This window comes from Citrobacter sp. RHBSTW-00944 (genome assembly GCF_013615435.1).
GTDB classification, from domain to species: Bacteria; Pseudomonadota; Gammaproteobacteria; order Enterobacterales; family Enterobacteriaceae; genus Citrobacter; species Citrobacter braakii.
This window is the reverse complement of the sequence record NZ_CP055418.1, coordinates 1,273,457-1,295,064: the sequence shown is the minus strand read 5'-3', so window position 1 is coordinate 1,295,064 and position 21,608 is coordinate 1,273,457. Positions and strand designations below refer to the sequence as shown.

Genomic DNA, 21,608 nt, shown 5'->3' with positions numbered 1-21,608 from the left:
GCAATAACAGTCGTCGCTGCCGTATTTTGTAAGGGATAAACTATGAGAAATGTCGCGCCTGTTGCCTTACTGCTGGCATTAACGCTCTGTACCCTGCGGGTGAATGCCGAAGATGAACCGCAAATTATTACGCCGGAAGGACTGGCCACCAGCCAGATGCTGCCCTCGCTGGACGGCGCGGTTGCCGATCTGCCGCTGAGCGCCGCCGCCCCCGGCAGCCTGACGCTCAACGACGCAGTGAGTCGCGCCGTGAGCTGGCATCCTTCTATTCGTGAATCCATCGGCAAACTGCTCTCACAAAATGAGCAGATCGACGTGGCGAAATCAAAATATTACCCGCAGGTTTCTGCCGGGATGAACAACGGTTACAGCAATACTTACACCGATCACGGCTTTAGCCCGGCCCTGGTTATTTCAGTGTCGCAAATGCTGTACGACTTCGGCAAAGTGGCAAGCCAGGTCCGTGCTGAAACCGCCGGATCCGCACAACAGCAGGCGAATGTGTTACTCAGTATTGATACCATCGCCCACGCAACCGCCAACGCGATAGTCCAGGTGCAGACGTGGCAGCAAATGGTGGACGCCGCCGAAGAGCAGCTCAGCGCCTTGAACGGTATTGGTCGGCTGACCCGTCAACGCAATGATGAAGGGGCAACCTCGCTATCCGACGTGGTGCAAACCGATGCGCGTATCGAGTCTGCACGTTCTCAGTTGGCGCAGTATCAGGCTAATCTCGACAGCAGCAAGGCAACGCTGATGAGCTTCCTCGGCTGGAACTCGCTTAACGGCATCAGCAACGAATTTCCGGTCAAACTGGACAGCAGTTGTGATGTGGTCAAACCGGACGATAAGCTGGTTCCCGCGGTGCTGGCGGCATGGGCGCAGGCGAATGTGGCACAGGCAAATCTCGATTACGCCAACGCGCAGATGACGCCCACTATCTCCCTGGAGCCGTCGGTTCAGCACTATCTCAACGACAAATACCCCAGCCATGAGGTGCTCGACAAAACCCAGTACTCCACGTGGGTAAAAGTCGAGATGCCGCTGTATCAGGGGGGCGGACTCACCGCCAGACGCAACGCCGCCAGTCACGCGGTAGAGTCTGCACAGTACTCCATCCAGCGTACCCGACTTGAAGTGCGGCAGAAATTACTGGAATCCCGCAGCCAGGCGATGAGCCTCGCCACTGCCCTGCAGATCCTGCGTCGCCAGCAACGGCTGAGTGAACAAACGCGCGAGCTTTATCAACAGCAGTATCTGGACCTCGGGTCACGCCCACTGCTCGACGTGCTTAACGCCGAGCAGGAGGTATATCAGGCCCGTTTTGCTGAACTCCAGACTCAAAACCAGCTGCGCCAGCTCCAGTTGAACTGCCTCTATAACACCGGCTCGCTTCGCCAGGCGTTCGCCTTAAATAACCGCAGTATTCAATCGGTGGAGATAAAGCTATGAGCGACGTCGATACACATGCGGAAGATGCGATTGGCGAACACGCCCTGAGCCAGTGGGCGCTGGCGATGACGCATATTGCCAGCCACTATCGCGTTGCCTGTTCGCCCGGCGCAATCCAGGCCAACGCCCCGTGGTTTGCGGGAAAAAGCCGAGCTATGGCCCTGGCGCAGCTGGCGCGTCAGGCAGGGCTGTCATTTCATGCGCTGGATACCGCCACGCAGGCATTCGGCCAGTGGCGTCTGCCGGTGGTGGCGGAACTGCGCGACGGCCAACTGATGGTGATAGAACATTTCAACGGTGAAGATGCGTTGGATGTTTTTATCATCGCCGAAGAGGGCCAGCGTAACCGACTCACAGTTGCAGAACTTCTGCCGGAGATCGTGAGCATTACCGCACTGCGCCCGCTGTCAGCGCTGAAGGACAGTCGGGTAGACCGCTATATTTCGCGCTTCAGGCCCGACTGGATGCGCGAACTGGTGTTACAGGACATCCGCCCTTACCTGCCGGTCATGGTTGCCGCCTTTCTGATTAACGTCCTGTCGCTCGCCGGGATTATCTTTTCGATGCAGGTCTATGATCGGGTGATCCCCGCCCAGTCTTATCCAACGCTGTATGTTCTCTCCACCGGCGTTCTGGTGGCGGTGCTGTTTGGCTTTTTGCTGCGCGAAGCGCGTACCCACATAATGGACCTGCTCGGCAAACGCGCCGATATGCGCATTTCCGATCGCGTGTTCAGCCACGCATTGCGACTGCGCAACAGTGCCGTCCCCCGCTCGACGGGGAGCTTTATTTCTCAACTGCGCGAGCTGGAACAGGTTCGCGAGATGATCACCTCCTCGACCCTGTCGACGATTGTCGATCTACCGTTTTTCTTTTTGTTTATCGTGGTGCTGGCCTTTATCGCCCCGCCCTTGGCGTGGATAGCCCCCGTCGCGGCCCTGCTGATGATCCTGCCTGGTTTGCTGTTACAGAAGAAACTGGCGGTACTCGCCAACCAGGCAGCGCATGAATCCACCCTGCGCAACGCGGTGCTGGTCGAGAGCGTTCAGGGGCTGGAAGATATCAAGCTGATGCAGGCGGAAAACCGCTTTTTACAACAGTGGAACAGCTACATCCGTATTACCGGAGAGTCCGGACTGCGCACGCGCAAGCTGACTCAAGGGCTGATTGGCTGGGGCATGTCGGTACAAAGCCTGGTCTACGCCGCCATCATTATGTTCGGCGCGCCGATGGTCATTGAAGGCACAATGACCACCGGGGCGGTGGTGGCCGCGTCGATGCTCGGTTCCAGAATGATTGCCCCGATGGCGAACCTGTGCGGCGTGCTGGCCCGCTGGCAACAGGTCAAGGCGGCGAAGATGGGGTTAGACAGCATCATGCAGCTTCCCACCGAAACGCAGTACGATGAAGACCGGGTGCATCAGGAGATTTTTCACGGCCATTATCTGTTTGAAAATGCGCACTTTCGCTACCACAGCGACGATCAACGCGTTCCGCTGCGCATCTCGCGTCTGGAGGTCATGCCCGGTGAACGGGTGGCGATCCTCGGGCGTAACGGCGCCGGGAAATCAACACTGCTACAGGCCATGGCGGGTGGCGTAGAGATTATTCAGGGCGATGTCCGACTCGATAACCTTAGCCTGGCGCAGATCGATATGGCCGATTTACGCCGCAATATCGGTTTTCTCAGTCAGAATGCGCGGCTGTTTTTTGGCACCCTGCGCGAGAACCTGACCCTCGGCGCACCGCATGCCAGCGACGCGCAGATCTTCGAAGCGCTGGAGGTCAGCGGCGCGGCGGCTTTCGTTAAACAACTCACCAAAGGGCTGGCACACCCCATTATGGAGGGCGGCAACGGTCTGTCCGGTGGACAACGGCAGTCGATCCTGCTGGCAAGAATGCTGCTGCGATCGCCCAATATCGTGCTGCTCGACGAACCCAGCGCCTCGCTGGATGAACATACCGAACGAGAGTTTATTCAGCGCCTGAACCAGTGGCTGGGCAACCGAACATTGATTGTCGCCACCCATCGCGTACCGGTTCTGGAGCTGGTCGAGCGCGTAGTGGTGTTAAAAGAAGGTCAACTGGTCATGGATGCCCCGAAAGCGCAGGCGCTGAATGCGAGCCGGGCACCAGCCCCTACTCACGGTCGGGAGTGGAAAAATGAAAACCAATCCGCATGACGCTGCCATGGACGACCTCGATATCCGTCGCGAGCACCGTTTTTCCGGGGCCAGCCGCATTATTCTGCTCAGCACACTGCTGTTTGCCGTCCTGGGTATCTGGGCGTATTTCGGCAAGCTGGATGAAGTCTCGACCGGCAGCGGGAAGGTAATCCCCAGCTCGCGCGAGCAGGTCTTGCAGTCGCTGGATGGCGGTATTCTCGCCGAGCTCACGGTACGCGAAGGAGATAAAGTACAGGCTAATCAGATTGTCGCGCGCCTCGACCCCACTCGCTCTGAGTCCAACGTTGGGGAGAGCGCCGCCCGCTATCGCGCCTCACTGGCTTCCAGCGCAAGGCTCAATGCCGAAGTTAACGATCTGCCGCTCGTGTTTCCCGCTTCACTACGCGCCTGGCCGGATCTCATCGCCTCCGAAACGCGCTTGTATAAAAGTCGCCGCGCGCAGCTCGCTGATTCTATGGCAGAACTGCAGGATGCGCTGGTCTCGGTAAATAAAGAGCTGGCCATAACCCAACGGCTGGAAAAAAGTGGTGCCGCCAGCCACGTTGAAGTGCTGCGCCTGCAACGACAAAAAAGCGATTTAGGATTAAAAATCACCGATCTGCGCTCACAATACTTCGTGCAGGCGCGGGAAGCGCTGTCAAAAGCCAATGCCGAAGTGGATATGCTGGCAGCTATTTTGAAAGGACGCGAGGATTCCGTCACCCGCCTGACCGTGCGCGCGCCGATGCGCGGTATTGTGAAAAACATCCAGGTCACTACCATTGGCGGCGTTATCCCGCCCAATGGCGAGATGATGGAGATTGTACCGCTGGACGATCATCTGCTGATAGAAACCCGCCTGTCTCCGCGCGATATCGCGTTCATCCACCCCGGCCAACGGGCGCTGGTGAAAATAACCGCTTATGACTACGCGATTTACGGCGGTCTGGAAGGCGTAGTCGAAACTATTTCCCCGGATACTATTCAAGACAAAGTGAAACCGGAGATATTCTACTACCGCGTGTTTATCCGCACCCATCAGGACTTCTTACAGAACAAACTGGGACGCCATTTCTCCATCGTACCGGGAATGATTGCCACAGTGGATATAAAAACAGGTGAAAAAACCATCGTCGACTATTTAATCAAACCGTTTAATCGCGCAAAAGAAGCGCTGCGCGAGCGGTAAATCCTTGAGGATTAGGGGTTGCGGGGGCTGGTCACGCGTGTCACAAGTCTGTTATACTTGCTCTAACACATTGGGGCTGATTCTGGATTCGACGGGATTCGCGAAACCCAAGGTGCATGCCGAGGGGCGGTTGGCCTCGTAAAAAGCCGCAAAAAAATAGTCGCAAACGACGAAAACTACGCTTTAGCAGCTTAATAACCTGCTCTGAGCCCTCTCTCCCTAGCTTCCGCTCTTAAGACGGGGATCAAAGAGAGGTCAAACCCAAAAGAGATCGCGTGGAGGCCCTGCCTGGGGTTGAAGCGTTAAATCTAATCAGGCTAGTCTGGTAGTGGCGTGTCTGTCCGCAGGTGCCAGGCGAATGTAAAGACTGACTAAGCATGTAGTACCGAGGATGTAGGAATTTCGGACGCGGGTTCAACTCCCGCCAGCTCCACCAAATAAAACAAGGGGTTACGTGCAAACGTAACCCCTTTTTGTTTGGCTGTGGCGGCAAAATGGCGGCAGCCAATTTGCCCACCGTTCATTAACGTCTTAGCCGTTTGTGTAATAAAGGTGATTCACATGGAAGAAATGCACTTTGTTTACATCAATGCGAATGCGCGTATTGGTGCCCATTCAATAAGCAGTGTTAGCCACAGCGATACCCACATTCAGGGTATATGCCAATCAGCCCATTCAATAAGAACGTTTCGTAAAGATAGAATACTTCAAGAATGCACATCTGCTGAGGAAGCACAGCAAGCCTGTCAGTCCTTCCTACCAGAAAATTACATTCATCTAACCAAGGCAACCAAGCCTAAAACCCTCACTTTTGACGTCTGCTTTACAGGTTTCAAAAAGGCAGATAAAGAGCGTTTGATTGAAGTTGCCCAAGCGCACAGCCTGACAGTGAGAAGTTCAGTTACTCAAAATCTGCAGATGCTCTGTTGCGGGTACAATGCCGGTCCTTCCAAAGTAAATGCTGCACGCATGAAGGGTACGATCATCATTGATGAAGAAAGTTTTGCGCATTTTATAGAAACAGGTGAAATTCCTGACACATAAAAAAACCTGCTGCTGCAGGTTCTTGTTTTAAAAATTCATGTGCCCTTGACCACCCGGCGTAGGGTGTGGCGGGGCATTATTGATTATTGTCGGTGTAACGATAAATCGTACAACCGTTTCATGGGTGACAAATGTGCTGCCGCAATTAATGTTCTGGCACTGGCAGTAACGCTCCTTCGTGCTATCAGTAACCTGAAAGCTACTCCTGGTGTGCGCCGCATGTCCACACTTTGGGCAATTCATCATTTTCAATTCTCCGCCACCTTTAAAATCTCAATAATGATACACAAATAACCAATATTGAGAACTTATTTATTCCATTTCTAAATCATCAATCTTTACTTCAAGCTCCATGCTGGTCGTAAATCCATTATCCGGGCTGACAGAATGCGTCAGGGTGGTAATGGTCCATTCTGCATCATCGATCGGCTGCTTAAACCCTGTAACCTTCACCGGCATTTCCGTATAGAGATCGGCCCGCCCCTCAGCGAGCTGCAGGGAAAATGAAGCAACCCCACGCTGCAGACGTTCCCACTGCATTTTTGCTGCGCGCTCTGCATTGCTCCGGTTGGCGTAGGTACGATTAAGAACCAGCACGTTTTCATCCGTTCCCACCAGATAATCGCCCTGTTTTGCTTCCGGCTCTTTGGGTGTGGTGGTTTTCTTTCGACGACGCTTAACACTGGTTGTCTCTTTTTTCCTGGGTTCACGCGTATGCAACCAGCTGGCAATAACACCGGTATAAGCACCACGATCAGCAAGGGTGAACCGATGACCGTCACCGGCTTTGCGCGTGATGGTGATAACCGGCAGCGGCTTGCCGCTCGCCGTTCTTCCCTGTCCCTGCCGGATAAACAGCAGGTTCCCGTCCTTAACGGAAGCAATCGCCCCATACTGTCTCGCCAGTTTCATCAGGAAACTTGCATCGCTTTCATTGGTCTGGTCCAGATGATCCAGCGCCTTATCCGTCAGGTCTTTACCCAGCGCCATTTTGAGGTTATGCCGGGCGGCGATTTGCTTTACCACCTCCCCCACCGTTGTCTGATGCCATGATTTTTCGCGCCGTGTATTGAGGGTTTCACGGAAATCTGCGCTACGCGCCCGGATGGTCAGCCGGTCAGGGGCACCGCTGTGTTCAATTTCATCCACGGTAAAAGCCCCTTTAGGGAAAAGCGGCTGGCCTTTCCAGCCCAGCGCCAGCTGAATCACTGCCCCACGTCGCGGCAGGGAGATCAGCCCGTCGGCGTCGTCCAGCTCCAGATCAAGCTGGTCCGCTTCAAAGCCCCGGTTATCCGTCAGCGTCAGACTCATCAGGCGGGTATCCAGCACAGTCGTCACGTCCTTACCTTCAATGACGATACTGAAAGCCGGGCTTTTGCTGTTCAGATTCAGAAGATCAGAATTAACGTTCACTGCAGCAATCCTCCCACCGTGTTCTTAATCCCCCCAATCGCAGAGGCAGCAGAGTCCTGCAGGTTGCTGAGCTGGTCACTCAGGCTCCCGAACATGTCAGACAGCGATTCATCAACCCGTTTGAGGGTGATCGTAAACTCAATGCGCCTGGGCATTCCGCTGGCAAAAAACTCCGTCTTTGTCTGGCTCAGACTTTCAATAACAAACATGCCGTAAATGGTTCCGCTGCCTTCAATCAAAGGCCAGGCTTTGCCCTGCTCTGCCATCAACTCCAGCGCCAGCAATGACAGCCTGCCTCCGGTCACTTCCGGCAGCAGAACCCCGGACAGTGTCAGTGAATCATTATCCGGGCCAAGAAACTGCGTTGACGGGCGGCGGTTCACCCGGCTGTTGGCGGCATGTCGCCAGCTGCGCTGATACTGCAGCTCCTGATAAGGGACAGTGCGCAACATAAATACATATAAACCCAGCACCATCATCATGATTCATACCCCCCCTGATCGCTGAAATTGCTGCGCGCTTTTGCCCTGGCCCTGCGTTCCCGCTCGTCAAGCTGGCGTGCCACTTCACGGGCAATATCCTGCGCACTCTGTCCCGGCTGCGCGACGATATGAATGGGCGCATTTATCTCATAACGAATAACTGACGGCGGGCTGTCAGCCTTAACTGGCTGCGTCTGGTATGCCCTCGCAGGCAGACTGAACGGATGAAGCGGAGCCGCTTCTGCAGGTGTCGCAGCTACCCCCATCACGCCTGCAACGACAGAGGCCAGCGCAGCAGTACGCCGCCTGCTGGTGACATTTGCCGGTCCGTTCACAATTTCAGGGCCATTTTCTCCGACAATGCCAAACTGCCCGCGTGGAATGATCCCGCCCGTGTCGTACATCCCCGCGTAAGCCGGGAACCCGCCGGGCGGCAGCACCACTTTGCCGTCACTGTTCACCGTGGCGGGCTGCTGCTGCGTGACCTGCGCGGGCAGTTTCGCCTTTGCCGCCTCCTTACTGACAATACCGAGCTTTTCCAGCAGCCACGACACACCAGATTTAAGTGATTCCAGCGGGTGCATCACCATATTCAGACCGTCCGCCAGCGCCTCACCAAACCGGCGCCCCATTGCAGCTGCGCTGTTCAGTTCTTCGGAAGTGGATTTAACCGGCGTAAGTAAATCATTGAACCAGCCCCACAGGGCCTGCACCCTGTCACCAATCCACTGAAACACGGGTCTGAGCGGCTCAAAGGCGGCGCTGATGGGCGCAGCAGCGGCTTTGAACCCTTCCACCACGCCCCCCAGAAATGCACTGATGGGCTGCCAGTATTTCCACACAACCAGCGCCACACCAGCCAGCGCAGCCACAACCAGCCCTATCGGGCTGAGCAGCGCACCCAGCAGGCCAGAAATGCCAAACAGCGCGCCACGAAGTAATGCCAGCGGACCAGAAACAAGAAAACGCAACACGCCACCGGCAGCTGTCAGTCCACCCCGCAACGCCGCCAGCGGGTTCATCACCATACCGATAACATTACGGATGCCTGACATACCGGCACGGAACACGGCAAGCGGCACACCTGCCACCGTTTTCAGTGCATTACCCGCTATTCCGGCTGAGCGACGCAGGGAATTAAGCGGGGCACTCAGCAACCCGACACTGCCACCGGATGACGCCATACCCCGACGCAACAGGGAAAGTGGCGCACCTGCCAGCCATGACAGGGCACTGCCAGTACGTGTTACTGCTGCAGCAACGGAAGGTAATGTTTTTACACCCAGCACAGACAGGCCAAATCGGATCACTGCAATCGGCCCCAGCACCGCAGCCACCGCCACCGCAAGTGTTCCCAGTCCAACAGTGATAACCGCCGTAGCCGCCGCCACTTTCATCAGCGTGCCAGCCAGTACGGGATTCTGCTCCACCCAGCGACGCAGCGCCCCGGTCACGCCCTTAACCATACCCATAATATCCATCAGCGGCTGGCGCAACGTTTCCCCCAGGCTGCTGAAAGCGTTCTGCGCGCCAGTCTTAACCAGCAACCACTGCGCAGACAATGAATCCTTGTTAATGTCGGATTCTTTCTGCATGGAGCCATTAGCACCACTGCCTGATGTGAGTTTCAGCTGGCGCTGCAGCTCAGGCAGGTTGTTAGCCAGCTTTGCCGCGTCATCGCCAAACTCTTTGCCAAAAATCATTGTCATGGCTGACAGGCGTTTATCCTGCGGCAAATTGTTGACCTTCTCCAGAACCCGCTGAATGGTTCCCATGGCATCGGTGGTCATCTGCTTTTCAATCTCCTCCGGATTGAGTTTCAGCAGATCCATACCTTCAAAGAAGCGTTTACTTTGCATGGTGGCAATGGACAGCTCACGCACCATGGCATTAGAAGCGCTGGCGGCGATTTCCGGGGCAGCCCCCAAAGAAAGGAATGTTGAACCCAGCGCAGCAGCCTTTCGGAAGTCAAGGCGGTCAGCCACTCCCCCCATGCGCTGCAGGACGTTGATAATGTCCCCACCCTTTGACATGGCGTTATCGTCCAGGTAATTCAGCGCATCGCCCAGTTGTTCAATATTGCGCGTCGGAACTTTATAGAGCTGCGCGATTTTCCCCAGCCCTTCCGCCAGCTCATCGGCAGGCAGTTCAAAGGCCGTTGCAGCTTTTGCCGCCGTGGATGCAAAGGCCAGCAGGTCACGTTTCTGGTCCTCAAAGGGATCGTCCTGGTTGGTCACGCCCATACGCGCGCCCCCTTCAACCAGCGCGGCATAGTCTATAGCGCCATTCTCCATCGGCAAATCTTCACTGGCGGCCTTGATGGCATCCTGCATGTCATAATATTGTTTCGTGCGATTCCCGTTATCATCCCGCAGGCCATTCATCTGCTTCGCCACGCCTTTCATGGCATCTTCCATGCTGCTATAGCTCTTAACTGCCGCCACAACAGGTGCCCCCATTGCTACCCCTGCCGCCGTGGTAGTAGCACCTGCCCCTGCGATGCGATCCCGCACCTCAAGGCGTCGGGAATATTGCTCACGGGCAGCATTCATTTTTGCCTGCTGTTCGCCCAGACGTTTCAGGGATTTCTGCTGACGTTCAAGAGCCTGCCTTGTTTCATCTGCATTTTTCCGCAGTTCCCGCTGCGCGCTACTAAGCTGTTTAGTATCGATCCCGGATTCTTTCAGCGCCTGCCGCTGTCTTTGTACCGAACCCAACAGACCGTTGTATGTCTGCTGCAGTTCCTGTACGCGGGTTTTCGCCTGGCTAAATAACTTGGCCTGCGCAGCGGTTGGGCGGTTTGTTGCAGCAAACTGAGTGGCAAGTTTTGCGGCTTCTTCGCGTGCGGCGTTGAGATTTTTTGCAGTAATAGCAAGCTGTGACCTGGTTTTACGGAATTCATCAATACGCCCGGCCTGTTTATTCAGTTCTTTCAGGCTGTTCCGGGTAGTTTGAAGCACAGTAGCCAGCTCCCTCGAGCTGGCCTGCGCGGATCGAAATGGGCGGGTGAGCTTGTCAACCGCATTCAGAATCACCTGCAGACGCAGGTTATTGTCACTCATCGCTGGCCCCGCTTCTCTGAATCGCTTTGTGCCGCCACTCCAGCACCTCAGTCAGCGGCATAACGTCAGTGATGGACGGCGACCAGTGAAAGATGGTGGCGATATCCGCCACCAGGTCATCAATCGTCAGGCTGTCGGTAAACCGGCAAGCACCGACTTCTTCAACAAAAAAGTCACCACCTCGACCGACAGCGCGGTGAGATCGGCGGGGTCCAGTTCAGCCATTTCCTGTGCGGTCAGCGTTGGGGTGGAAATACGCGGGATCACTGTCATCATGGCCCCCACGTCCATATCCATAATGGCCTGCAGGCGGGTGCCGCGCAGCGCACCGGACTGCGGCTTACGCAGCACAATTTCGGTGATTTGGGTTTTACCGCGCATGATGGGCGTATCCAGTTGTACGGTTTTTTCAGTCAGCTTGTCGTTCATGTTCGTTTCCTGTTAATCAGATACTGGCGCGGATCACCGCGCCGTTAAGTTAAATCAGAGGCCAAGGGCGTTACGGTGCGCTTCCATCAGGTCCACGCCGTCAACGATTTCAATCATGTTGACCACATCAACCTCATAGAGCACCTCGCCGTTAATGGTCAGCTTCGCGTAACTGTTGGTGCTGCTGACTTTGGTGGCGCTACTTTCTCCGGTTTTCCACTCGCCGGAATCCACCTCTTTATGACGCCCGCGCACAACCAGCTCAACGGCCTGCACTTCGCCAGTATCGTCACGCTGAATAGAGCCGGTAAAACGCAACTGGATACCATCCACCGTGGCAGCTCCCATCTGCTTGAATAACAACAATTCGGTGCCGCCGATTGAAAATTCCGTGTCCAGTGCGCCGTCATCCAGCCCCATATCCACATCCACCGCGCCCGGCATACCGCCGCCGCGATACTTCTCAAACTTGCGGGTGAATTTCGGCAGAGTCAGGGACTCAACGATCCCCTGCCAGTTGTTCCCGTCGTTGAACAGGTTCAGGTGTTTTAACTTGCGTGGTAATGCCATGTATCCCCCTTATGCACTGACACGGCTGGCAAAATCGACCAGGTAGCGATCGGTGATGCGCTGGCGCAGCATCAGATTTTCAAGCGGCGGCACAGGCGTGTAGTCGTAGTCGATGGTGAGTTTCCCGGCTTTCAGGGAGTCTTTATCGTTCACTGACTCATCCAGCCAGCAGTCAGCCCCGATGAGGTATCCCTGATTCACCAGGCTGCGTAATTTGGCGCGGATACCTTCGATAATGTCGCGGGCCAGTGACGGATTCAGTGGCTTATCCACCGCCCACATATGCCCCTCTGCAATCGTGTCAGCCAGCACCTGCGCCGTGCGGGTGTAGTTCTCAAACGCAAACAAGGGATCGTCACTGAGGCAGCGGGAACCCCAGAAGCGGAACCCGTCTTTACAGATCAGCGTGGTGACGTCGTTCTGGTTCAGCAGTCCCGCATCCGTTGCCGGGTCCTGCAGATCCCAGAATACATCAGCGGAAATACCGGTGACGCCATTCACACCCACGTTGGACAGGGTTTTGTGCCAGCCGGTCTGTTCGTCAATTTTGGCGCGCAAACCGAGCGCACGGGCCGAGGCGTAAGCCGTCGCATCGGCTTTCAAAACGGTGTCAAAGTTGATGAAATCAGGCCAGATCAGCATCCCCTCTCGCTGGCTGAAATTGTCCCGGTATGCAATGGCTTCCTCCACCGTCTTACAGCCATAGGCAGACAGGTAGGCAAACCCGCGCAGGCTCTGCGCAACACTCATCAGCTCAGTGGCAACTGCCTGCGTGTCGTGCCCCGGCACACCGAGAATGCGCGGCTTAACTTTCAGCTGCGACTGCGCAGAAAGCAGCGCTTTCATCCCCGTTTTTTTACCGTCGGACGTGACGCCACCGATAATATTGGAGGTGGTTTCCGCTTCGGTTTCACCCTGTGCCACGCGCACAACAACCGTTACGGGCTTTGACTGGTCGGCAATCGCATCCAGCGAACGAGCCAGTGTGCCGGACTCGCCTGCTTTACCGCTGGCCTCCAGCACATCCGTCAGCAGAACCGGCTTATTGAGAGGGAATACGGACGCATCAGCATCATCGCCGGTGCAGACCATACCCACGATAGCGGTGCTTACCGTGGTAAGGGAGCGGGTGCCGTCGTTGACTTCAACAACGCGCACCCCGTGGTGGTAATCCTGAGCCATAGCGGCGAACCTCCTGATTGGAATAGGCTTCGCCCTATGTTGTATTGATTACGTCACGCAGACAGCTGCGCGGCGTTGTCCTGTTAATCACACAATGTCGCAGGATATTTGCGGTATAACGTCGAGATCCCCACATCAAAAATTAAAGCAACCCGCTGCCGTGTTTCACCTGCAGCAAGTAACCTGCCAGCCTGTGCCCATTGCTCTGGCGTCAGTTTTGGTCTTCGCCCTCCAATCCTGCCTTTAGCTCTTGCAGCTTCCAGTCCCGCACGGGTTCGTTCCACTATCAGCTCGCGTTCCATCTCCGCCAATGCCCCCATAACGTGAAAGAAAAACCGCCCCATTGGCGTACTGGTGTCTATGCTGTCAGTCAGACTACGGAAATTAACTCCGCGCTGCCGGAGTTCTTCTATCAGGGTAACAAGGTGTCGCATGCTTCTTCCCAGCCTGTCGAGCTTCCATACAACCAGCGTGTCTCCCTCTGATAACGTCCTGAGCAACCTTTTTAGCCCTGGCCTGTCTGCTGTTTTTCCGCTCATTTTGTCTTCAAAAATTAGCTCACATCCTGAGCGTTCCAGTGCATCACGCTGCAGCGCTGTGTTTTGCTCACTTGTTGATACGCGCACATAGCCGACTAACATTTGTTTTCCCTTATGCAAAAGTCCAAATAATGCCAGCCAGGCGGGAAAACGGCATTTTCTTAAACGTTCATTTGGAAGAACTGCCAAATTTCGCAAAGTATGGCGCACCGATGATAGGCGAATTGATTGAATGGCCGTCTGACAAAATGCCGAATGAAATTTACCCTGATATGAAGATGGAGTTTATCCCGTACATAGGGCAGTCATTCGATCCGGTAAAGTATCCGCTACTTGCGACATTACACCCGAACCTGCATTTACCCGTAGATATGCGTGCTAACGTGGTGCGAGGGTGGGACTGGGGGCGGGGTGTCGATGCCGGACGTGTACTGATGTCGGAACAGAATGATGCGATGCAGAGAATAACCGGCGAACTTACAGATATGGGTTCAGGTGACTCTCTCCAGGCTACCGGCGCATTCACCATTACACCTAAACCATCTCAGCACTGGTACGCCTCAGCGGCGGTATCATCAGCATATTTATATTACAGAGCGATAGGCTTTGATAATGCGTCAGTTGTAAGAACGGCAAATGAAAACAGAATGAAAAACGCGGCGTGGAATATGATTGTGAGGGCTAAATAATGTCGTTATTTGATAAAAATGGAAATGCGACAGAAACACATGTTGCAACTGTCAGTAGTTACGACGCCATGACTGGTGAATTTATTGATACCTATGATGTTCGTATTATTGATGGAACCGGTATTCCTGCCTTTTCCACTCTGACCATTGCTCCGGAGCCAAAGAAAGGATTTGCGTACATCTGGAATGGATTGTCATGGGATGCAGCCCCCGACTTTCGCGGAATGACCGCCTATATCAAAGAATCTGGTGAGGTCGTAACGGTGAGCGATATTGGCGAATTAGCTGAGACGCTAACCCTGATAAAACCGCTTACCCCTTTTGATAAATGGGATGGTATGCAGTGGGTAACGGATACAGATGCGCAGAATGCATCTGATGTTGCTACTGCTGACGCAGAAAAGCAGTCCCGGATTGACCAGGCCAATGACTACATGAACAACAAGCAGTGGCCTGGCAAATCCGCGCTCGGACGCATGAAAGATACAGAAAAAGGGCAGTATAATTTGTGGCTGGATTATCTGGATGCACTGGAAGCGGTAGACACCTCCAGTGCGCCGGATATCAAATGGCCTACGCCTCCTGCGCATTAGGCCAGACGGGGGCTGCTGTATCGACGCGCATCAGCAGTACCCGGTATTTTTTCCACTCTGCCAACTCCACGGTTTCTGCGGCTGTCGCTACCCCCGCATCGACAGCGTCCTGCCGCCACGCAATCTCAGCATCAGCGGTGGCGCGCAGCTGTAATTTTTTAGCCTCAGCCTCTGCTATCACCTCATCCTGAGTCGGTGGGGGATTAGCTATATCCATCGCCTCCTTTTCAGTTATTGGAGAAAGGTCTGGGATTATGAATTCGTCTTGAGAACCATCCGACTCGTAGGCATAGACAATATTATTTATATCTTTGAAGTATTTCATTGTGATAGCTCCATCCATCTAATCAGTGAACCACCAGGGATAATTGATGCTGCTATTGAGTATGTAACTCCTGGTGGAACGACAGCGTAAACCGTACCGATCTGACTGGCTGAATTTGATGACGCAAAACTTGATGTGATTACTCCACCTACAACAGCGTCTCGGCGGCCATTTAATGGAACATCCAACGTGACCAATATCATTATTGCACGAGATGTTGTATTGGTATATGTCACGCCGAGCACCCTAGAGGATGTTACATCTTTATACTGCTGAGCTATGCCAAACGTAGAATCTCCGGAGGCAACAGACCCATAGACTTTCCCAACGTTTAAAATCGCCGAATCCCCCAACTGAAGGTTAAGTCGTGCAGCAACAATATTCTCAACGTCGGAAAAGTTATTCCCCTTTTGGAGTGAGCCAGCGGCCTCTTTCACCGTTTCTTGCAATTGAAGGTATTCGAGAAGACCCGAAATGCTTTTCCCGCTGAGATTCGTCAGCGTGGCATCAAGTGGCTGTTTTCCCGCCAGCGCATTCATCACTGTTGTCGCAAAGTTAGGATCATTCCCCAGCGCCGCCGCCAGTTCATTCAGTGTGTCCAGCGCCTCCGGCGATGAACCAACCAGCCCCGCAACGGCAGATTTCACAAACGCGGTAGTGGCAATCTGCGTATTATTCGTTGACTGAACAGCAGTGGGAGCCGTTGGCGTTCCGGTCAGAGCCGGACTTGCCAGCGGTGCTTTCAGTGCCAGCGCATTGTTAATGGTGGTACTGAAATTCGGATCATTATTGATAGCTGCTGCAATTTCTTTCAGCGTATCCAGCGTTGCCGGGGCGCCACCAATCAGGGCAATAATAGCAGCCTGTACAAAGGCGGTGCTGGCAATCAGGGTACTGTTGTTTCCTGCCGGTGGCGTTGGCGTTTTAGGCATGCCTGTCAGCGTCGGACTGTCTTTTGGCGCATACTGCGAATGGGGATCAACAGCAGCAAGATGCTTTGCCATCAGGTCATCCACATATACCTTAAGCTCCAGCACCTTATCATCCACATATTTGCGGGTTGCCAGAACCACAGCAGGGTCAATTTTCAGGGTGATGTTATCGGTGCTGCTGGTAATCAGTACCATACGCACGGTCTGCGTGCGTCCGCTGCCCTCCGCCAGTTTCGGCTTGTAGCTCTCCGGGCAGTTTCCCACAGCAATCAGCGCGCCGGTTTCATCAAACAGGCCGACTTCACGGATCCACCACCCGCCCTCATTTTCCGGGATCACCTGCTCTGCAATAATCTGGCTGCTGTTCTGCGGGTCGATATACAGCATATTCAGCGCTGCGCGGCGCTCCTCAGTAACTAATGCGGTCTGTTGCGCGTTGGGTGTGGGCAGCGCACCGCCACCGCTGCCCACCGCCATATGGGTAATTTTCAACGGGACACCGAGCGCGGCGGCGCTTGCCAGTTTCGCCGCGCCGATATCCGTCAGCAGGGTGTAAAATTTTGCGCTCATGGGTTCACTCTCATCGTGTCAATAACATGGACCGCCCCGCCCTCATAAGCGGTGCCGCCGGAAATAATGGTTTCGTTGATATACGGGTAGATCGTGATTTCTTCGCCGGTGTAGGTGGCTGCACCCACAAAATACGGGCCGCCTGTCTGCAGGTTGATGGACATACCAACCAGATGACGGCTGCATGGTTTTGCGTCACCGATCAGGCGCTCCAGCTCCAGATAGGTTTCTTCTGTTATGCCCTGGTCCTGCACGCCAATATCCAGACGGAACGTCCCCGGCGTTTCGCCGGTCTGCCACCACTCAATGATGCGGATCAGGAAGCCAAACGGCTCCACCACGCGCCGCACGGCGCTGGTTGTCCCCTTGTGCTGATGGATATAAAAAGCGTCCTGCACAACGCGGCGCTTGACGCTTTCTGTCCAGCTCTCATCCCAGCGGTCAACAGAAAACGCCCAGGCCAGATAAGGCAGGAATCTGATCGGACAGGTTGCCGGGTTCCACAAATCACGCAGCGATACCTGCAGATCGGAAATCCCGCTGCAGGTCTGCGCCAGTCTGCGCTCAAGCGGCGACGAACCCGGCGGCAACAGACTATTCATCTGTGCCCCCGTTGGTGACGCTCCACTCTGTACAGGACGCCGCCTGCGTCTTATCCAGCACCACATCCTCCAGCGGGGACGCCAGTTCCACACGCTGGACGCCCTCCACATGCAACGCGGCATAAATGGCGCTGCGGCGGATATCACGTCCCAGCCGCGTCTGACTGGCAATGTATTTCTGCAGGCTGGCTTTTGCTTCTGCCATCACAGGCTCAGCCTCCGGCCCCGGATAAAGGAAGATCGTCGCATCCACGCTGTACGGAATAATTTCAGCGCTGCGCACCGTCAGGCGGTCTGCCACCGGGCGAACCTTTTCACTATTAAGCGCCTGCTCAACCACTGCCAGCAGGTCAGCCCCTGCTGTACCGTCACCCTCGCGACTCAGTACGGTAAGCACCACCTCTGCCGGTGCAGGACTGGTTGCGCTGGCATCAGCCACGCGCCCGTCGGCGCTTCTGGCGTGGAACTCATAGGCTCCCGTCGGCCCTGCAACGGACAGCCCCTCAAATGCTGCAGGAATACGCTGGCGTAATGCTTCATCACTTTCCATCACTGCGGCGACCGGCGGCACCGCGTCATTATCTGCAGGGACTACCGTCAGGCGCTTCACGTTGCAGTTACCTGCCAGTTGTTCAAGGTCATTCCCCATGGAATAGGCCACCATGACCGCCTGCGCAGCCTCATTAATTCGCTGACGCAGCAGAATTTCGCGGTAAGTATTTTCCTGCAGCAGTTTGGTGACAGGTTCTGACTCCAGCGCTAACGTACGCATAACGGCCTCCTGTTCATCAGCCGGATGGAGGGCCACAAAGGCGGCCTTGCGTTCTGCCAGCAATGCCTCAAAGTCCGGCACATCCACAATCTGCGGCGGCGGTAGTTGGGAAAGATCAATGACTGCCATTGTCTGCTCCTGTTGATACGGAAAGGGAAACTGGCGCGCCGTTATTGCTGTGTCCGGTAAGCTCAACCACCATAGATCCGTCAAAATTGCCGCTGATGGTGATGGAGTCCAGCGTAAGGCGCGGCTCCCAGCGGTTCAGCGCCACATAGACCGCAGCCATAATCTGCAGGCGCAGCGCCGGGTTCTGCGGCTGGTCAATCAGGGCAGACAGCAGGGAGCCATATTCCCGACGGGCAAGACGGCTACCCTGCGGAGTCAGCAGAATATCCCGCACCGACTGGCGCAGATGTTCTGTATCTGCAATGGCCTGCCCGTCATTCCTGCTCATACCGATATACAACGTCATACCGGACCTCCCGTGTTGTCGCCGCCTTTCAGAACACCAGTATGCTCATGGTCATCAACCACGATCCCGTTAGAACTCATTGCGCCGCCGCCCTGTGTGACGCTGCCATTGATAACCATGTCACTGTTAATACGCGTTCTGTCAGCTTCCACCACAAACTCACGGGTTTTGTAGGTGACGCTGTCTGCTGCCTCGATCACCATAGATTTGATGCCCTTGACATACCATCGTCCGGTGGCGGGTTCATATTCAAACCAGCCACCATCTTCATATTCGGTCACGTCAGCGCTTTCAGAATCTGACGGCGGCGGGAACTCATTGGAGTAAATAGCGGGAAGCGCAAAAGCCGTTTCCATATTTCCGCCCAGGCTGAACAGCACCACCTGCTCCCCTGGTGACGGACACCACCAGGTGCGAGACTTTCCAGCCCGATATGTCAGCCAGCTAATCCAGTTGGTTTCAAGCTCGCCCGTTTTCACCCGGCACAGCCAGCCGTCCCGGTCCACTTCGGTCACGGTGCCGGTGCGGATCAGGTTGGTGATAAGGCGCATGATTTCGGTCAGTTGTGCATTCATAACGAAAGGTTGCCATCAGTGGGAAAAGGTAGGCAGTTCTGGCGGTTGTACCAGCGATGAAACAAAGATCACCCCGCCAGCCAGCGCAGCATGGTGTCACGGGTGACGGTTTCCACTTCTTCATTCACGCCCAGCAGGCGGCGCTCTGCGTAGCGAACCTCCGGGCCTTTTCGGCTGACGCGATCCCGCAGGCCGTAATGGTGAACACGGGCAATGCGCTGCACCTTGCCATCAAACTGCACGCTGGCGGAGTCCGCACTGGCGGTGGTTTTCAGGTATTTTGTGGTGCGAAGCTTTGCAAACATCTGGCGTTTGATGCGTCCCTTCTTGCTGCGGGCTGTCACCCGGCGCGGCTCATAGCCGCTGCCGTCAGGATTACGCTGCAGCCTGATGTTCTGCTGCTGCGTCCGGCGCAACTGTTGCGCCAGTTGCCGCATCATACGGCTGCGCGCGGCAGGCTCCAGATTCGCCAGTAGCGCCGTCAGCCAGTCATCCACCCTCTGCAGTTCATCCACGTTTCACCGTCCACATTTCTTCGGGTTCGTCCGGCTCCAGCACCGCTTCAACGCTTGACACGCTGCCGTTAGTGCTGACCAGCACGCGCTCCGTCAGTTGCAGGTTCAGGCTGATATCGCACACATCGTTGCGCAGAATATCCACTTCAAAGGTGAACAGTTTTTCGCGCAGCTCCGGGTTATTGATAGCATCCGGCTGGTTGTCACTTAGCCACAGCAGCACAGGAGCCATCAGCAGATTCTGGTCGCCGCTGAAATCCTCGATCACCACGTTCAGGGTGTAGCGGTATTCCCATGACATAGAGCTGGCACCGGTTGCCACCAGTGAGCCGTTATCAACGAAAAGGTGCAGCTTGTCCGGGTTGTCGCGGACATAAGCAACCGCTTTATTCAGGGCGCTGCGTAAGGACTGCGGTTTGTTCACTGTCTCGCTCCTGACACGCAATAATCGTGTCCACTTTGTCAGCACAGACCGCCCAGGCGGCCTCGGTTTCATCCAGCACCGCGTTCAGATCGCCGTTACTGCGCGGCGCTGACCTTTCCAGACGGCACTGCGTCACTCTGGGACAGCCACTCACGGTAAGCTGCACCTCCGGCGAGGGCCGGACGCTCCCGCAGCCGGATAATGTCAGCAGGCAAAGGAGTATCAGCCCAGCGGCGCAAATCCTCATTTTCACGTTTCAGTTCCTCGATCCGGTGCTGGCGGCTGCGCAGAAGTGCGGTGGTCTGTTCCGCTGCCGCATAAAGCCGCGCCTGCTCCCGGCTGTTGGTTTCGGTCAGAATGGACAGGCCGATCAGTTGGCTGTTTTTCTTCGTCAGCTCCTGCGTTTTGCTTTTCAGCGCCGCGCCCTGCGTCTCGATAGTGTGGCTGGCATTGTTAAGCCGCCACGACTGCCAGCCCAGCGCCGCAAGTACCAGCGCCAGCACTACCGCCAGCGCACGCATCAGGCCGCCATCGGCTCATGAAGCGGCGCGCGGGCAATCTGATACAGAACCAGCGTCAGCAGGTAAAACACCAGGGTGATCACCCATCCAGAAAACGCCAGGCACAGAACAATAAGCAGCCTGATTACCCATGTACGCACGGGTTTTACGGGGTGCGCCCTGAATTTCAGCAATGCCGCCCTGACCTCATCGCGCGCCCGATCTCCGGCGAACCACCCTACAGCGCACAGCGCAGCAAGCAGCCAGGCGAGGAAGCATGACACCCAGACAGACGCACCAACCAGAACCGGCGCAACGCTGCGCGGATACAGCAGGCTGATAACCAACAGCGCAGCCCATGCCAGCTGGAAAAAAACGCTCATGACTTTCTTTTTCATTCCGTTATGCTCCTTTTAAGCACCAGGCCATTTCCCGCGCGCGGCGGTTGTCCAGCCCCTGATTAAACACACCTTTGACATATACCCAGCGCGGCAGTTGATGGCAGGCATCCGCCCAGCGCCGCTGGTTCAGCAACTTAACCAGCGTGGAGTTGCAGGCGTTGCCGGTGCCCACGTTGAAAGCAAACGACACCACCGCGTCATAGACCTTTTGCGGCATCGGCTGCACCACACATTTTTCCAGCGCCCGCTCCACGCGCAGCACATTGGTGATAAGTCCCTGCGCCGCCTGCCGTTCCGTGATAGTTTTGCCCGGCACCACACCGGACGTATTGCCGATCCCGTCGGTCCACACGCCCGCGCTGCACTGATAAGGCTGCAGGCGGCATCCCTCGTAATCGGCGATCAGTTTCAGCCCCTCAACGGAGGTATGAAGCGACTGGAAACCGGGCAGCGTGGCGGCGATAGCCAGCACCGCCCCGACAAGGCAGCGCTTAACGATTGAAGGATTCATATTCCCCCCGCGAAATTTTGCCGCCACGTAACAATTTGAAAGACTGGTGTTTGTAGTACCAGTTGATAGCCAGCATCAGCACACCAATCAGTACGCCGCCAACCGTTGACGCATCCTTGAGCGACAGATCGCCCAGCCATGCCAGCAGCACGGCGATGCAGTAAGTGATAAAGGCGCTGATTCGTTCAAGCGTCATA

28 protein-coding genes and 1 other RNA gene are annotated in these 21,608 nt (G+C 55.5%); 7 read left to right on the top strand and 22 right to left on the bottom strand.

Going from position 1 to position 21,608, the window contains the following annotated elements; translation table 11 throughout:
- The first annotated feature begins 42 nt into the window (after positions 1-42).
- The 5 genes from HV334_RS06135 (at position 43) to HV334_RS06115 (ending at position 5,850) form a co-directional block, all read left to right on the top strand.
- Positions 43-1,452, top strand: coding sequence for a TolC family outer membrane protein (locus tag HV334_RS06135; protein WP_046275995.1), 1,410 nt, complete (start codon positions 43-45; stop codon positions 1,450-1,452).
- Positions 1,449-3,635, top strand: a complete 2,187-nt coding sequence (locus HV334_RS06130) for a type I secretion system permease/ATPase (RefSeq protein ID WP_181221288.1) — start codon at positions 1,449-1,451, stop codon at positions 3,633-3,635. Before HV334_RS06135 ends, HV334_RS06130 begins: the two co-directional genes overlap by 4 nt.
- A gap of 7 nt (positions 3,636-3,642) precedes the next feature.
- On the top strand, positions 3,643-4,806 hold the full coding sequence (locus tag HV334_RS06125; RefSeq protein WP_085951071.1) for an HlyD family efflux transporter periplasmic adaptor subunit: 1,164 nt from the start codon (positions 3,643-3,645) through the stop codon (positions 4,804-4,806).
- Positions 4,807-4,878: 72 nt separating this feature from the next.
- Positions 4,879-5,242: a transfer-messenger RNA gene (gene ssrA / locus HV334_RS06120) on the top strand.
- A gap of 125 nt (positions 5,243-5,367) precedes the next feature.
- Positions 5,368-5,850: a hypothetical protein gene (locus HV334_RS06115; protein WP_119922109.1), complete on the top strand. Its 483-nt coding sequence runs from the start codon at positions 5,368-5,370 to the stop codon at positions 5,848-5,850.
- A gap of 27 nt (positions 5,851-5,877) precedes the next feature.
- On the opposite strand, the gene HV334_RS06110 is transcribed toward HV334_RS06115, so the two are convergent.
- The 9 genes from HV334_RS06110 to HV334_RS06070 form a co-directional block, all read right to left on the bottom strand.
- Complete coding sequence (locus HV334_RS06110; protein WP_023184674.1) at positions 5,878-6,096, bottom strand: ogr/Delta-like zinc finger family protein; 219 nt, start codon at positions 6,094-6,096, stop codon at positions 5,878-5,880.
- 66 nt (positions 6,097-6,162) lie between these two features.
- Positions 6,163-7,263 carry a phage late control D family protein gene (locus HV334_RS06105; RefSeq protein ID WP_181221287.1) on the bottom strand — a complete coding sequence of 367 codons (1,101 nt, stop codon included), beginning with the start codon at positions 7,261-7,263 and terminating at the stop codon, positions 6,163-6,165.
- Positions 7,260-7,745 carry a phage tail protein gene (locus tag HV334_RS06100; protein ID WP_000980407.1) on the bottom strand — a complete coding sequence of 162 codons (486 nt, stop codon included), beginning with the start codon at positions 7,743-7,745 and terminating at the stop codon, positions 7,260-7,262. The genes HV334_RS06105 and HV334_RS06100 overlap by 4 nt, the downstream gene beginning before the upstream one ends.
- Positions 7,742-10,807, bottom strand: coding sequence for a phage tail tape measure protein (locus HV334_RS06095; protein WP_181221286.1), 3,066 nt, complete (start codon positions 10,805-10,807; stop codon positions 7,742-7,744). The genes HV334_RS06100 and HV334_RS06095 overlap by 4 nt, the downstream gene beginning before the upstream one ends.
- Complete coding sequence (locus tag HV334_RS06090; RefSeq protein ID WP_001397628.1) at positions 10,800-10,919, bottom strand: GpE family phage tail protein; 120 nt, start codon at positions 10,917-10,919, stop codon at positions 10,800-10,802. Before HV334_RS06090 ends, HV334_RS06095 begins: the two co-directional genes overlap by 8 nt.
- Before the next feature lie 14 nt (positions 10,920-10,933).
- The gene (locus tag HV334_RS06085; protein WP_001397629.1) at positions 10,934-11,236 is read right to left on the bottom strand and encodes a phage tail assembly protein; all 303 of its coding nucleotides are present in this window, start codon (positions 11,234-11,236) and stop codon (positions 10,934-10,936) included.
- A gap of 54 nt (positions 11,237-11,290) precedes the next feature.
- Positions 11,291-11,806 (bottom strand): phage major tail tube protein, encoded by a 516-nt coding sequence (locus HV334_RS06080; RefSeq protein ID WP_001397630.1) that lies wholly within the window; start codon positions 11,804-11,806, stop codon positions 11,291-11,293.
- Positions 11,807-11,815: 9 nt separating this feature from the next.
- Positions 11,816-12,988: a phage tail sheath protein gene (locus tag HV334_RS06075; protein WP_071445014.1), complete on the bottom strand. Its 1,173-nt coding sequence runs from the start codon at positions 12,986-12,988 to the stop codon at positions 11,816-11,818.
- Positions 12,989-13,071: 83 nt separating this feature from the next.
- Complete coding sequence (locus HV334_RS06070) at positions 13,072-13,629, bottom strand: recombinase family protein (protein ID WP_048233364.1); 558 nt, start codon at positions 13,627-13,629, stop codon at positions 13,072-13,074.
- A 110-nt stretch (positions 13,630-13,739) separates the two neighbouring features.
- Here HV334_RS06070 and HV334_RS06065 point away from each other — a divergent pair, with 110 nt between their 5' ends.
- Positions 13,740-14,216 carry a hypothetical protein gene (locus tag HV334_RS06065; protein WP_181221285.1) on the top strand — a complete coding sequence of 159 codons (477 nt, stop codon included), beginning with the start codon at positions 13,740-13,742 and terminating at the stop codon, positions 14,214-14,216.
- Positions 14,216-14,809, top strand: a complete 594-nt coding sequence (locus HV334_RS06060) for a tail fiber assembly protein (protein WP_127790544.1) — start codon at positions 14,216-14,218, stop codon at positions 14,807-14,809. Before HV334_RS06065 ends, HV334_RS06060 begins: the two co-directional genes overlap by 1 nt.
- Here the strand turns inward: HV334_RS06060 and HV334_RS06055 are convergent.
- From HV334_RS06055 to HV334_RS06000, 13 genes are all read right to left on the bottom strand, one after another.
- Positions 14,790-15,134: a tail fiber assembly protein gene (locus HV334_RS06055; protein ID WP_108361571.1), complete on the bottom strand. Its 345-nt coding sequence runs from the start codon at positions 15,132-15,134 to the stop codon at positions 14,790-14,792. The genes HV334_RS06060 and HV334_RS06055 overlap by 20 nt on opposite strands.
- Positions 15,131-16,636 (bottom strand): phage tail protein, encoded by a 1,506-nt coding sequence (locus tag HV334_RS06050; RefSeq protein ID WP_249415057.1) that lies wholly within the window; start codon positions 16,634-16,636, stop codon positions 15,131-15,133. The genes HV334_RS06055 and HV334_RS06050 overlap by 4 nt, the downstream gene beginning before the upstream one ends.
- Positions 16,633-17,238 carry a phage tail protein I gene (locus tag HV334_RS06045; RefSeq protein ID WP_001397640.1) on the bottom strand — a complete coding sequence of 202 codons (606 nt, stop codon included), beginning with the start codon at positions 17,236-17,238 and terminating at the stop codon, positions 16,633-16,635. The genes HV334_RS06050 and HV334_RS06045 overlap by 4 nt, the downstream gene beginning before the upstream one ends.
- Complete coding sequence (locus HV334_RS06040) at positions 17,231-18,139, bottom strand: baseplate assembly protein (protein ID WP_058109218.1); 909 nt, start codon at positions 18,137-18,139, stop codon at positions 17,231-17,233. Before HV334_RS06040 ends, HV334_RS06045 begins: the two co-directional genes overlap by 8 nt.
- Complete coding sequence (locus tag HV334_RS06035) at positions 18,126-18,485, bottom strand: GPW/gp25 family protein (protein ID WP_181221284.1); 360 nt, start codon at positions 18,483-18,485, stop codon at positions 18,126-18,128. The genes HV334_RS06040 and HV334_RS06035 overlap by 14 nt, the downstream gene beginning before the upstream one ends.
- Entirely contained in the window at positions 18,482-19,060 is a 579-nt protein-coding gene (locus HV334_RS06030; RefSeq protein WP_181221283.1) for a phage baseplate assembly protein V, read from the bottom strand. The genes HV334_RS06035 and HV334_RS06030 overlap by 4 nt, the downstream gene beginning before the upstream one ends.
- A 68-nt stretch (positions 19,061-19,128) precedes the next feature.
- Positions 19,129-19,575: a phage virion morphogenesis protein gene (locus tag HV334_RS06025; RefSeq protein WP_046669932.1), complete on the bottom strand. Its 447-nt coding sequence runs from the start codon at positions 19,573-19,575 to the stop codon at positions 19,129-19,131.
- Positions 19,568-19,999, bottom strand: a complete 432-nt coding sequence (locus tag HV334_RS06020) for a phage tail protein (RefSeq protein WP_181221282.1) — start codon at positions 19,997-19,999, stop codon at positions 19,568-19,570. Before HV334_RS06020 ends, HV334_RS06025 begins: the two co-directional genes overlap by 8 nt.
- The gene (gene lysC, locus HV334_RS25150) at positions 19,962-20,207 is read right to left on the bottom strand and encodes an Rz1-like lysis system protein LysC (protein ID WP_072600794.1); all 246 of its coding nucleotides are present in this window, start codon (positions 20,205-20,207) and stop codon (positions 19,962-19,964) included. The genes HV334_RS06020 and lysC overlap by 38 nt, the downstream gene beginning before the upstream one ends.
- Positions 20,095-20,523, bottom strand: a complete 429-nt coding sequence (lysB, locus tag HV334_RS25255) for an Rz-like lysis system protein LysB (protein ID WP_172725519.1) — start codon at positions 20,521-20,523, stop codon at positions 20,095-20,097. Before lysB ends, lysC begins: the two co-directional genes overlap by 113 nt.
- A complete protein-coding gene (locus HV334_RS06010; protein ID WP_001528673.1) occupies positions 20,520-20,897 on the bottom strand; it encodes a DNZ54_00345 family protein in 378 nt (125 codons plus the stop codon). The genes lysB and HV334_RS06010 overlap by 4 nt, the downstream gene beginning before the upstream one ends.
- A gap of 4 nt (positions 20,898-20,901) precedes the next feature.
- Complete coding sequence (locus tag HV334_RS06005) at positions 20,902-21,411, bottom strand: lysozyme (protein ID WP_058109215.1); 510 nt, start codon at positions 21,409-21,411, stop codon at positions 20,902-20,904.
- On the bottom strand, positions 21,392-21,607 hold the full coding sequence (locus tag HV334_RS06000) for an HP1 family phage holin (RefSeq protein WP_000171565.1): 216 nt from the start codon (positions 21,605-21,607) through the stop codon (positions 21,392-21,394). Before HV334_RS06000 ends, HV334_RS06005 begins: the two co-directional genes overlap by 20 nt.
- Position 21,608: the final 1 nt, after the last annotated feature.